Raw genomic sequence first — 12,124 nt, forward strand, 5'->3', positions numbered from 1 at the left:
GGACGGGACGTTGATGGGCGTGAACCTCGAGTGGGGTCGGGAGACCCTGGCTGAGTATTCGGACAAGCTCGGTGAGCGCCCCGCGGTGGCTGTCACCTTCGCGGATTTCCCGCTCGGCGAGGAGGACCCTGGCCTGCTCGCGTCGGCCGCGGAGCAGTTGCGGCAAAACGGGGGGATGCTCCTGCTGACGCTCGAGCCGATGGAGGGACTGGACGCGGTCACGGAGGACCACGCCGATGAGTTGGCCGGCATGCTCGCACGCTTCAATGCCAGCGGAGTCCCGGTCATCGTGCGCTTCGCCCACGAGATGAACGGTTCCTGGTACCCCTGGGGCCAGCAGCCCGCCGAGTACATCGCGGCCTTCCGCCGGGTGGCCGACGCCGTCCACCGGATCGCGCCGGGATCGGCGATGATGTGGGCGCCGAACTATGCGGGAGGCTATCCATTCGCGGGCGGCACCTACGAGTCCCTGCCCGGCACGCCGGGCTTTCCTGGCCAGGACTTCACGGTGCTGGACACGACCGGTGATGGGGTCCTGACACCGTTCGATGACCCCTACGCGCCCTACTACCCGGGGGATGACGCCGTGGACTGGGTGGGCATGTCCCTCTACCACTGGGGTAGGACGTACCCGTGGGGTGAGAGCGAGATGCCCGAGGAGGGAAAGTTCGCCGACCAGCTCACCGGCACGTACAACGGGACGAACGGGGATGATTCGATGCTGCCGGACTTCTACGCCCAGTACGGGGTCGGTCACGGCAAGCCCGTCGCCATTCCGGAGACAGCGGCCCTGGTGACCGCTGATATCGGGGACCTGCGGACCTTGAACATCAAGCGTGCCTGGTGGGAACAGGTCTTCGACCCCGAGATACCCGAGCGGTTCCCGCAGCTGAAGATGGTCAACTGGTTCGAATGGAACAAGGTCGAACCCGAGGTCGGCGCCGCCGTGGACTGGACCGCGGTGGAGGAACCCGCGATCCGGTCCGAGTTCACCGCAGCCCTACCCGACTGGTACCGCTTCGCGAAAGAACCCGACACCTGCGGCGAACCCCTCGATTGAACCCGAGCAGATGCGCGCGACGGGGGGCGAACTGATTGTCACTCTGGCGCTTCCATGCCCTGAATGGAACACTGCTCCTGTCACCGCAGGACCAGTGGAGGAGCGCGGATCATGAAGCCGGACGAGATAGCGGCGGCTGTGAAGACCGAACGGCATGACCTGTGTGACTTCCTGGAAGACCTCGACGACGCCGAATGGGCCATGCCCTCCCTGTGTCCTGCCTGGAACGTACGGGAAGTTGTAGCTCATCTGACAATCCCGACCAGGGCTTCGGTCGGCTTCCTCGCCGCTGCAGCGATCAAAGCCCGCGGCAACTTCAACCGGATGGTCGCGAACACCGCGCGCGACCGTGCGGCGAGGTTCACCGCTGCAGAACTCGTTCAGCAGCTGCGCGAGAGCGCCCAGTCGTCCCGGCGCATTCCGGGCAGTGGTCCTATGGACCCGTTGATGGACCTGCTCGTGCACGGCCAGGACATCGCACGCCCGCTCGACCGGCGCCACCCTGTGCGCCTCGACGTGGCCGTCCCGGTCCTGGCCTATGTCGTGACGAACCGGTTGCTCGGCGCCCCCGAGCGCCTTGATGGACTCAAGCTCGTCGCGACCGATGTGCGCTGGTCATTCGGGGAGGGACCTCAGGTGCGAGGACGCGTCAAGGATCTGCTGCTCGTCGCCTCCGGCCGTCCGGCCGGGCTCGAGCACGTGACGGGCTCCGGGGTGGAACGCCTGACCGGGATTCTCGGAAGCACATGATCTGCGGACTGCAACGCGACAGCTGTCGTTGACCGGTCGGGGGAGGAAGCGGCGGTGCCGAATCCGTGGCTCGACGCAGCACCCGTCATCGAGGTCGCGCCGACGCGCGCGGAAGGCGCACCTACTGGTCGACGGCGGCGCCGATCGGCTCGAGGATGACGTCGGGGAAGTCCTTCTTGAAGTGCCCCACCTTCCACTTGTCACCGAAGACGGCCACGATCTCGCCGTCGGACCGGAACATGATCTCGCCACCGCGGAAGGTCTGGGGCACGCCCTGGCTCTCGGGTGCAACGCGCATCGCGAGCGTGTAGGACAGGTTGTCGAGCGACGTCGGCGCGTTGAACTCGGTGCCGAGCCGTTCGGCAGCGACCTCGAACTGCAGGGCTCCGACGGCGGCGAGGACGGGCGCTTGGTCACCTCGGAGGTCCGAGCGCAGCACCTGCACCACGCCCTCGTGCTCGAGCTGCTCGATGCCACGGCGGAACTGCTTGTACCGCCCGGGATCCTTGGCCCGTGCGACGGCGAACAGCTCGGGTGAGAAGCGCGGGATGTCGGGGAACTGCACGGGCTGCTCGGCGAACAGGCTGTCGCCCACGCGGAGGCTCGTCGCGTTCACGAGGCCGACGACGTCGCCCGGCCAGGCGGTGTCCACCACTTCGCGGCTGCGGCCGAGGACACGGTGCGCGTACTTCGTGGCGAACGGCTTGCCGGTGCGCTGGTTGGTGATGACCATGCCGCGCTCGAACGTACCCGAGCAGATGCGGAGGTAGGCGATGTGGTCACGGTGCGCGCTGTCCTGGCCGGCCTGCACCTTGAAGACGAAGCCGGACATCGGCGCGTCGATGGGCCTCGGCTCGTCCTCCTTCGAGGGGCGCGGGCTCGGTGAGGGAGCAACATCCACGAGGATGTCGAGGAGCTGCGAGACGCCGAAGTTCTTGGCCGCCGCAGCGAAGAGGACCGGCGTCTGCCGCGCGGCCTCGAACTCCTCGCGATCGAACGAACCGTTCGAGGACTCGACGAGGCCGGATTCCTCGCGCGCGTCCAGCCAGGCGCCGGCGTCACGGGAATCGAGGGCGTCGATGTCGATGTCCGTCTCCTCGGCGGCGTGCGCTCCCGCCTCGACGGCCTCGAGCGCGATGGCCCGCCGTGCGCGCAGGTCCAGCAGTCCCTGGAAGTCACCGGCGATCCCGGCCGGCCATGTCAGGGGAACGGGTGTCATTCCGGTGCGCTCGCCGACGTCGTCGATCAGGCCGAGGGCGTCCAGGCCCGGCCGGTCCCACTTGTTGATCACCGTGATGATCGGGATGTTGCGCTGCTTGCAGACGGCCAGCAGTTTCACGGTCTGGGGCTCGAACCCCTTCGCGGCATCGATCAGCATGACGGCGGAATCGACGGCGGCGAGGACACGGTAGGTGTCCTCGGAGAAGTCCGCGTGGCCCGGGGTGTCGACGACGTTGAGGATGGTGTCGCGATAGGTCAGCTGGAGTGCGGCCGAGCTGATCGAGATGCCACGCTCCTGCTCGATGCCCATCCAGTCGGACACGGTGGCATGGCGGCTCGACTTGCCGTGGGTCACGCCGGCGTCCTGGATGGCGCGGGCGAGGAGGGCCAGGGCTTCCGTGAGGGTGGACTTCCCGGCGTCAGGGTGGGAGATGACGGCGAAGGTACGACGGCGTCCGGCCTCGCGGCGGACGGCGTCGGCGTCGAGGACGGGGGATTCGGTTAACAGGACCACTCCTCCATTGTCCCCGATCCCGGAGCGGCACCTCGCGGGCGGGCCCGGTGTTCGCTGTGCGCGTGGGCCCGGGGTCTACCCTAGGAGGCAGATTCCTGCACGCGGCTACTGGGAGGACGTGGAGTCATGACTGATCAGGCATCCGGACGACGGACGGCGCGGGGCTCGGAGCACACTGATCTGCTCTCGCAGTACGGGCTGGGCATGGCCCTGGGCGAAGCGTCCCCCGTCGGGTCCATGCCGCGGCCTGCCGCTCCCGCGAACGCCCCCGCCGCCCTGCAGAACCTCGTGGCCCTGGCCGTCCAGCTCTGCAACGCCCGGTACGGCGCCATCAACGTGATCACGGAGGACGAGTTCCACCAGATCGCCGCCAAGGGACTCGAACCCCTCATGTGCGCCCGGGAGGATTCGCTGTGCGGGCAGGTCTTCAAGTACGGCCACACCGTGGTGGTCGCGGACTGCACCGAGGACCCCCGCTTCCGGTCGAATCCCTTCGTCGACGGCCGCTTCGGTGCCGTCCGGTTCTATGCCACCACCCCGCTCCTGACGCAGGACGGCGTACCGCTCGGCACCCTCTGCATCTTCGACGAGAAGCCCGGGAACCTGACCGACCAGCAGGCCGCGGGGCTCGAGACGCTGGCCGCGCAGGTCGTCGACGTCCTCGACCTCCAGCTGCGCACACGTCAGCTGGATGCCACGGTGTCCGAGCTGCAGCGCAGCAACGAACTGCTGGGCGAATTCGCCGGCCGGATCAGCCATGACCTGCGGGGACCGCTGACCAACGTCGTCGGCCTCGCGGAGCTCGCCGAGGATGAGCCGGCGCTCCAGGAAGGCCCGGCGGGCACGTACTTCAAGCGCATCGGCGCGAGCGCCCTCCGGATGTCCTCCATGGTCGAGAACCTGCTCGGCTACTCGCGCGTGGGCGGCACGGCGCACCTCGAGACCGTCTCCCTCGCCGAAGCCGTCGCGGCCGCCGTCGACGATCTGGGGCACCACGTCGACGGCGTGGAGATCACGGTCGGGGACTTCCACGGTCACGCCGACCGCGAGCAGCTCCGGGTCCTCATCCAGAACCTGGTGGCCAACGCCGTGGCCTATGCGCGTCCGGGTGTCCCGTCGGAAGTGCACATCACGGGCACCGGCATTGCGGAGTTCTGGCGCCTCGACGTCGCCGATAACGGGAAGGGCATCCCGCCCGAGGAGTACGACCGCGTGCTCGAGCCGCTGGTGCGGCTCGGACGGGAGGGCGATCCGTCCGGTACCGGGATAGGACTGGCGACGTGCGTGCGCATCGCGCAGGCGCACGGCGGGCGCCTGGGCTTCGACCAGACTCCCGGGGGCGGGCTCACCGTGCGGGTCTGGTTCGGGTCGAGCCCGGCCTGACGGCCTTCGCCGGGGCGACGCGTCATGCGCCCTCCGCCGACGCGGGTCGTCGAATATGACGCACCGGGTCACGGTCGTTTTGACCGTGTTCGATGCTGTCGCCTAGCGTTCCCAGAAGAATCAAGAGTTCCAGCCATGGGCCCTGGCCGGTTGGACAGCAACCCTCTCCCGTAGTGGGGTGCTCCAGGTGAAGATTCGGCCGCCGGGATACTCCGGACGGCAAGTACGGCGATTCCCGCGGCGCTTCTTCGAGGCCCTGCCGGAGAACGCCCGCAGCATCCAGTGAGCGAGCATGTCAGTCCAGTAGAACCACGTCCGAGCAGCCTGAGCTGTCCGTCAGTACTGCTGCGCGACTGCTGGGTGCTTCTGTCCCGATTCCCCTGCCGCTGAGCCGTCCGCTGAGCCGGTACCCGTCCGAAGGAAACAAAATATGATCAACTCCCGCAAGCTCCTGGCCGTCGCCGTCGTCCCGTTCCTCGCCTTCACTGTTGCCTGTGGCTCCTCGGAGGCCTCCGAGGGAGGCAACGAGACCGTCCGCCTGGGAGTCGTGGGTGCGAGCGACCCGGAGTGGGCCGCGTTGACCGATGCGGCCGCCGAGGAAGGCATCGACCTCGAGGTGGTCGACTTCGCCGAGTACACGCAGCCCAACCCTGCGCTCACGGAAGGCGAGCTGGACCTCAACCAGTTCCAGCACCTCGTCTACCTCGCCCGCTACAACGTCTCCAGCGGCGAGGATCTCACTCCTGTGGGATCGACCGCCATCTACCCGCTGGGTCTCTACTCCACGAAGTACAAGTCGGTGGAGGAGATCCCCGAGGGGTCGACCGTCGCCGTGCCGAACGACGAGAGCAACCTCGCGCGCGGCCTGCTCGTCCTCCAGTCCGCCGGCCTCGTCACCCTCAAGGACGGCGGCAGCGCCTTCTCCACCATCGACGACGTCGACGAGGCGGCATCCAAGGTGACCGTCACGACCCTCGAGGCATCACTGACGCCGACCTCCCTTCCGGACGTCGCCGCTGCGATCATCAACAACGACTTCGTGCAGGACGCCGGCCTGAACTTCGATGACGCCATCGCCCAGGATGACCCGACCGATCCGGCCGCCGCCGCCTACGTCAACATCTTCGCCTCGCGCGCCGGTGAGGAGAACAACGAGACCTATCAGAAGCTGGTGAGCATCTACCAGGAGAACCAGGAAGTCCTCGACGCCGTGCAGGAGACCTCGGGCGGAACCGCCGAGTTCCTGAAGGTGCCTGTGGAGGAGCTGAAGACGTCCCTCGACACCGTCGAGGAAGACACCCGCGCCCAGGGCTGATCAGCCTTCTCTTCCGCGTGTGGCCGACCGGTGATCCTGGCCGGCCACACGCATCCCTCAGCTAGGAACACGATGCCACTCATCTCACTGCGGAACGTCACGAAGAGCTTCCCCCCGGGACGCCGCGGCGAACCGCTCGTCCATGCCATCGACAACGTCAGCCTCGACATCGAGGCGGGGGAGATCTACGGCATCATCGGTTACTCGGGGGCAGGGAAGAGTACCCTCGTCCGTCTGATCAACGCCCTCGAGAAGGCGACCAGCGGCGACATCATCGTCGACGGGCACCAAGTCACGAACGTCCCGGACCGCCAGCTGCGCACACTGCGCCTGGACATCGGCATGATCTTCCAGCAGTTCAACCTCTTCAGCGCCAAGACGGTCTGGAACAACGTGGCCTACCCCCTGCGGGTCGCGGGCAGGACCAGGGACGAGATCCAGGCCCGCGTGACCGAACTCCTCGACTTCGTGGGACTCGCGGACAAGGCATCGAACTACCCGGAACAGCTCTCCGGCGGCCAGAAGCAACGCGTCGGCATCGCCCGCGCCCTGGCGACCTCACCCAAGATCCTCCTCGCGGACGAGGCCACCTCGGCACTCGATCCCGAGACCACCCACGAAGTACTCCGCCTCCTGCGCCGGGTCAATGAGGAACTCGGCATCACCATCGTGGTGATCACGCATGAGATGGACGTCATCCAGACGCTTGCGACCAAGGTGGCCGTCATGGACAGCGGACGGATCGTGGAGCAGGGCGATGTCTTCGACGTGTTCTCCAACCCCCGTGAAGCATCGTCGCAACGGTTCGTCTCCACCGTGGTCCGCGGCATCCCCGCACCTGATGAACTGGCAGCACTGCGGGAGAGGCACCGAGGACGGATCGTCACCTTCTCCTTCCGCGACGGCGACTCGTCGCAGGCATCCGTGTTCCTCGAACTGGCCGCTGCCGGCATCGAGTTCGAACTGATCTACGGCGGCATCAACGACATCCGGGGCCGCGCCTTCGGGCACCTCACCCTCGCGCTCACCGGGGCGGACAGCGTCATCGACACGACCCTGCACCACATGGCCGGCCGTATCACCGTGAAGGAACTCGCCTGATGGAAGACCTCATTCCCCTGACACCCCAGCTGTGGGAAGCCACCTACGAGACCCTGTACATCGTGGGCCTCAGTCTCCTCTTCGGAGGCCTCGGAGGGCTCCTGCTGGGCATCGGTCTCTACACCACCCGGGCCGGCAGCATCCTCGGCAACCGGGCCGTGTTCGGCACCCTGAACATCATCGTGAACATCTTCCGGCCGATCCCGTTCATCATCTTCCTCGCCGCAGCTCAACCCCTCGCCCGCGCCGTCACGGGAACCGGCATCGGCAACAGTGCCATCATCTTCACCCTGTCCCTCGCGGCAGCATTCGGCATCAGCCGCATCGTCGAGCAGAACCTGCTGACCGTCCAGCCCGGGGTCATCGAGGCTGCGCGCTCGGTCGGCGCAGGACGACTGCGCATCATCCTGACGATCCTCATCCCCGAGGCTCTCGGCCCACTGATCCTCGGATTCACCTTCATCTTCGTAGCCCTCGTCGACATGTCGGCCGTGGCCGGATACGTCGGCGGCGGCGGCCTCGGTAACTTCGCGATCCAGTACGGCTACCGGCAGTTCAACCCCGTCGTCACCTGGGCGGCGGTCATCGTGATCATCCTGCTCGTCCAGGCCGTCCAGCTGCTCGGCAACGTCCTGGCACGCAAGGTCCTCCGCCGCTAGCCCGTTCGGATCCGGCCTCGAACGGCCGACGCCGGATGACCGACGCTGGATGGCGCGACCATCCGCCGGCCCGCTCGGTCATCCGGGCGGGCCTTCCGCGTTGTTCATCGTGCGCGGTTGGCGGCTGACCTGCCGAGCGGCAGGAGGAAGCCGGCCGCTACCAGCCAGAGGAGCCCGCCGAACCGCCCGATGGGAAGCAGGAACTGGACCGGCTCGATGGTCATCGAGAGGAAGCTCAGTTCGGACAGCGCAGCGATCACGAGGCCCGCCCATGCGAGCCACCGCGGCAGGAGCCCGAGGACGAGCGCCGGGACGGCGATGCCTGCGACGAGGAGCCCCAGGCCGACCACGTATCCCACCCCGCCGGCGATGAATGCGAGCAACGACAGCGCATGGGTGAGGGGGACATCGGTGGTGATCTCCGGGCGGCTGAGCACCCAGCTCACGAACGCCGAGAGCATGAGGAAACCAGCTGCCGTGATGCCGCCGAACAGTCCTATGCCCGGTCCGGCGACCCGGACGCCGAGGCGCAGCTGCCGGGCGTAGACGGTGGCCGCGTAGATGCCCAGCGGCACAGCTGATCCGAACTGCATCATGCTCGCGAGCCGCACGGCTCCGGGGTTCTCCTGGAAGTACGCGGCGACCTGCGTCGACGTGGAGAACGGAGAGACGAACGGATGGCCGCCGGTGAGGATCGTGCTCATCACCAGGCCCCCGAGGGTGAGGCCGAGGCTCACCACCGCCAGGATGCCCAGCGGGGGCCCGCCGGAACTGGCAGTGCGGCTGGTGCGAGGAAGGGCGGTATCAGTCATGATCACTCCTCGGAAGAGGTGTATTACAAAAAGAATGATTCGCCGGTTGAATCATTCTGTCAAGGAGTAATCTGGTTCCATGGACTCCGCCAGCTCGCAGCCGAAGCGCACTGCTTTCCTGCTCTCACAGCTCGGGGCCCTGGCATCGTCGCGCTTCGCCGAGCGCACGCGGGAGATCGGCCTCACGCCGACGGAGGCGGGCGTGCTTCGTCTGGTCGGTAGGTCGCCGGGGCTGAGCCAGCGGGTCCTGGCCGACCGGCTGGGGGCCGTTCCCAGCCGCGTGGTGTCGCTCATCGACTCGCTGCAGGCACGCGGTCTGGTCGAGCGGGAGCGCAGCAGGGCCGACCGCCGCAATCACGAACTCCGCTTGACTCCGGAGGGTGGCGAGGTGCTGCGCCGGCTGCGCGAGATCGCCGAAGCGCACGAGGCCGAATTCGTCGCTCCACTTACCGGCGAGCAGTCTGCCCAGCTCGGACACCTGCTCGCCCAGCTCGCGGGCGCCAACACCCTCGACCCGGACCTCCATGGAGATCCGGGTCGAGGGGATGGCGACGGGGGCTCGATCCGGTCGACCCACCGCCCTTGATCGATGGCGGGTCGACCGGCCCGGTGTGCCCTTTCGCAGGGACTAATTGCCGCCGGGCTGGATCCCATCCTCGATCCAGGGGTAGCCAGTCGCCAGGGGTGCGCCGTCGTCGTGCTGGGAGAGCCATGCGACAGCGGCAGCGTGGTAGCGGTGGAAACCCTTGTAGTCAGCGAGTTCGGGGTCGAGGGATGCGAGGGCTCGATGCAGTCGTTTGGCCCAGTCGGGAGCATGGTCTACCAGCTCGGCCAGGCTGACGAGGTACGTGCGGACCGGGAACACCATGCCGTTGGACCGGGGGAGGCGATGCAGGGGCTGCAGCTCGATGCGCAGGTACACCATCTCTCCTGCGTTCTCGGGGGTGACTGTCGCCCGGTCCGGCGCCCACTCCGGGAGTGTCTCCACCGAGGTCTCGAGTCGCGGGTGGACGGTGAGGGACCAGTTGACCCGCCGGACGGGATGACCGGGCTTCATGCGGAGCAGGAACTTCAGCGCCCTGTCCAGGATCCCCATCTCGTGCAGTTTCGGCACGGGACCGTGGAACTCGGCGAAGTTCATGCCCATGTTGAACTGGAGGGAGTAGTCCGCGCGCTGGGTCGTCATACCGGCACCGATGACCAGCGTGTTGTCCTTCTCCTCGAGGACGACGAACTCGCCCTGCGCCTGTCGCGTCGCGTACTCCATGGGGTCCATCGGCAGGGTGGTCGGATCGCCGAAGGTGAACACGTCGTCGATGCCGAGCGGCCGGTTCTGCCACCGCCACTCGTTCCCGTTCTTTAGGAGCGTGAAGTGTTCCGGGAAGTCCCTGGCGTACGACTCGAAGATGAGTTCCAGGAGGTCCCACTGTGCTTCCATCATGTGCGGGAGCGCGATGTAGTGGACTCCCGGCATCTCCCTGAGCATCTGGGCGCGGTGCGCGCACTCCGACACGTAGTGCTCATCGATGTCGAAGGCGGCCATCAGGGCACCGTCGCCTGCCGGGACGTGGGGTTCGAGGTTCATCGAGTACATGTACTCGTCGTCCGGGAACGGGAAGGGAAGGCGCCGCACGGCCTCGCGGGAGTTCCGGAAGAGGTACTCGCCCTCCGGTGTGTAGGTCTCGATCGGCGTGGATTCGACTGACTCGGGGGTCGCGGTCATGGAGGTTTCCTTAGGCATTGATGACGAGTTTCGTACAGGTGGCCCGCGAGACACAGGGCATGATGAGCTTGTTGGTGCACCGCTCCGACTCGGTCAGCCAGTCGTCCCGGTGGTCGATGGTGCCTTCGAGTTCCAGGACTTCGATCTCGCACTCGCCGCAGGCGCCTCCCCGGCAGAGGTAGGGCAGTTTGTGGCCCGCCTCCTCGGCGGCCTCCAGCAGCGACTGTTCGGGGGACACCTCGATGACCGCCCCGGACCGCGCAAGGGTGACGGAGAACGGATCTCCCGTCGATCCCAGGTCCTCGAACCGTTCGAAGTGGATGTTCGAGTCCGACCAGCCGAGGGTGTGAGCGGCGCCGATGACGTCGTCGACCATCCGCGTGGGCCCGCAGACATAGGTGTGCGTTCCGAGCGGCCGTCCGGCCAGGATGTCGGACGCGACCAGCCTCGAACCGTCGCCGTCCCCGTACACCCTCACTGCGTCGCCATAGCGCTGCTGGAGCTCACGGCCGAGGGCTGCATGCTCCGGGCCGCGAACAGCCAGGTGGAGTTCGAACGAGCTTCCCTTGAGGCTCAGTTCGTCCAGTTGCGAAAAGATCGGAGTGACACCGACGCCGCCGGCGATGAAGAGGTGATGGCGGGCGTGTTTGGAGATGGGGAAGAGGTTCGCCGGGATGGTGGCACCGAGCAGGTCGCCCTCGCGCACGTTCTCGTGCATCGCGATCGACCCGCGGTTCCCGCCCTCCACCCTGCGGACAGCGATCTGGTATTCGCTGGTGTCGTAGGGCGAACTCATAAGAGAGTACGCGTTCCGTCGTGTCCCTCCCTCGCACGGGATCAGGACCGCGATGTGGCTGCCCCCCGAGAAAGGGGGAAGCCACGATCCGTCGGCCGCGGTGAACGTGTACCGGTTGATCTCGGGCGTTACCGCCTCGACACGCTTCACCCTGAGTTGCAGGGCTCCGTGGTGCGCCTCGCTCATGTGTCCAACTCCTCGTTGTCCGGTAGTTCGCCGGGTACTTCGCCGTCCGCCTTGACTCCCTGGAACGCGGCGAGCCGTCCCGAGTAGTGGTCCCGGACGATCAGGTGGCGTTCGCACCCGGGGCATTGGAATACCCGCTTCGTCACGTTCTCGGAATAGTGGCTGCAGTGCGCGCACCACACCCGCCGAACGAAGGAACCCGCATGTTCACGCAGTACCTCATCCCGGTTCATGCCGTAGGACGTGGCAACCTGCATGGAGGTTCCGATGAATCCCTCCGACCCGGCAAGGTACAGGCGGGTTCCCATCCTTGCTGTCGCGAGAAGCGCGTCGAGTCCGCTCACGGCAGCGGCGTTGCTCGGGAATTCGATGAGGTCGAAGACATCGAAGGCCTGTAGCGCAGCCAGATGGTTGTGTCCGGTGAACGACTCGGTCGAGTACAGGACGGTGGTCGCGGCCCGCTGTTCCGGAGTCATGTCTCCGAGGAGGCGCAGGAGCGGTCCTCCGCCGCTGCCCTGTGCGGCAGCGATGTGGACGAGGCCGTCCGCCATGGGCGTGAGCTCGTCGTAGACGGGACGGCTCTTGATACCGGTGATCAGCATGA

General features: G+C 66.9%; 12 protein-coding genes and 1 riboswitch. Of the genes, 7 read left to right on the plus strand and 5 right to left on the minus strand.

Translation table 11 applies throughout. The annotated features are described in order from the left end of the window. Positions 1-13 precede the first annotated feature (13 nt). Together P5G52_RS03990 and P5G52_RS03995 are read left to right on the plus strand one after the other, a co-directional pair. Complete coding sequence (locus P5G52_RS03990) at positions 14-1,060, plus strand: glycoside hydrolase family 26 protein (protein WP_301224888.1); 1,047 nt, start codon at positions 14-16, stop codon at positions 1,058-1,060. A gap of 111 nt (positions 1,061-1,171) precedes the next feature. Further along, on the plus strand, positions 1,172-1,810 hold the full coding sequence (locus tag P5G52_RS03995; RefSeq protein WP_301224890.1) for a maleylpyruvate isomerase family mycothiol-dependent enzyme: 639 nt from the start codon (positions 1,172-1,174) through the stop codon (positions 1,808-1,810). 121 nt (positions 1,811-1,931) lie between these two features. Here P5G52_RS03995 and P5G52_RS04000 read toward each other — a convergent pair whose 3' ends face one another. Next, the gene (locus tag P5G52_RS04000; protein ID WP_301224892.1) at positions 1,932-3,545 is read right to left on the minus strand and encodes a peptide chain release factor 3; all 1,614 of its coding nucleotides are present in this window, start codon (positions 3,543-3,545) and stop codon (positions 1,932-1,934) included. A gap of 126 nt (positions 3,546-3,671) precedes the next feature. On the opposite strand from P5G52_RS04000, the gene P5G52_RS04005 reads away from it, so the two are divergent. The 4 genes from P5G52_RS04005 to P5G52_RS04020 all read left to right on the plus strand — a co-directional run bounded on the left by P5G52_RS04005 (position 3,672) and on the right by P5G52_RS04020 (position 8,003). Beyond that, a complete protein-coding gene (locus P5G52_RS04005) occupies positions 3,672-4,928 on the plus strand; it encodes a GAF domain-containing sensor histidine kinase (protein ID WP_301224894.1) in 1,257 nt (418 codons plus the stop codon). Between the two features lie 118 nt (positions 4,929-5,046). Further along, a riboswitch (SAM riboswitch) is annotated at positions 5,047-5,160 on the plus strand. A gap of 198 nt (positions 5,161-5,358) precedes the next feature. Next, positions 5,359-6,243 (plus strand): MetQ/NlpA family ABC transporter substrate-binding protein, encoded by an 885-nt coding sequence (locus P5G52_RS04010; protein WP_435868638.1) that lies wholly within the window; start codon positions 5,359-5,361, stop codon positions 6,241-6,243. Between the two features lie 72 nt (positions 6,244-6,315). Beyond that, a complete protein-coding gene (locus P5G52_RS04015) occupies positions 6,316-7,344 on the plus strand; it encodes a methionine ABC transporter ATP-binding protein (RefSeq protein WP_301224896.1) in 1,029 nt (342 codons plus the stop codon). Beyond that, entirely contained in the window at positions 7,344-8,003 is a 660-nt protein-coding gene (locus tag P5G52_RS04020) for a methionine ABC transporter permease (RefSeq protein ID WP_087071641.1), read from the plus strand. The genes P5G52_RS04015 and P5G52_RS04020 overlap by 1 nt, the downstream gene beginning before the upstream one ends. A 104-nt stretch (positions 8,004-8,107) precedes the next feature. Here P5G52_RS04020 and P5G52_RS04025 read toward each other — a convergent pair whose 3' ends face one another. After that, positions 8,108-8,815: a hypothetical protein gene (locus P5G52_RS04025; protein WP_301224899.1), complete on the minus strand. Its 708-nt coding sequence runs from the start codon at positions 8,813-8,815 to the stop codon at positions 8,108-8,110. Between the two features lie 79 nt (positions 8,816-8,894). Between P5G52_RS04025 and P5G52_RS04030 the strand changes: the two genes are divergently transcribed. Beyond that, complete coding sequence (locus P5G52_RS04030) at positions 8,895-9,401, plus strand: MarR family winged helix-turn-helix transcriptional regulator (RefSeq protein WP_301224901.1); 507 nt, start codon at positions 8,895-8,897, stop codon at positions 9,399-9,401. Between the two features lie 42 nt (positions 9,402-9,443). On the opposite strand, the gene P5G52_RS04035 is transcribed toward P5G52_RS04030, so the two are convergent. The 3 genes from P5G52_RS04035 to P5G52_RS04045 are packed head-to-tail and all read right to left on the minus strand — an operon-like array spanning position 9,444 to position 12,122. Continuing rightward, complete coding sequence (locus tag P5G52_RS04035; protein ID WP_301224903.1) at positions 9,444-10,538, minus strand: heme-dependent oxidative N-demethylase family protein; 1,095 nt, start codon at positions 10,536-10,538, stop codon at positions 9,444-9,446. A 10-nt stretch (positions 10,539-10,548) separates the two neighbouring features. Continuing rightward, on the minus strand, positions 10,549-11,520 hold the full coding sequence (locus P5G52_RS04040) for a PDR/VanB family oxidoreductase (RefSeq protein WP_087071645.1): 972 nt from the start codon (positions 11,518-11,520) through the stop codon (positions 10,549-10,551). Next, a complete protein-coding gene (locus P5G52_RS04045; protein WP_301224906.1) occupies positions 11,517-12,122 on the minus strand; it encodes a dimethylamine monooxygenase subunit DmmA family protein in 606 nt (201 codons plus the stop codon). Before P5G52_RS04045 ends, P5G52_RS04040 begins: the two co-directional genes overlap by 4 nt. Positions 12,123-12,124 lie beyond the last annotated feature (2 nt).

The organism is Arthrobacter burdickii (assembly GCF_030433645.1).
GTDB classification, from domain to species: Bacteria; Actinomycetota; Actinomycetes; order Actinomycetales; family Micrococcaceae; genus Arthrobacter_D; species Arthrobacter_D burdickii.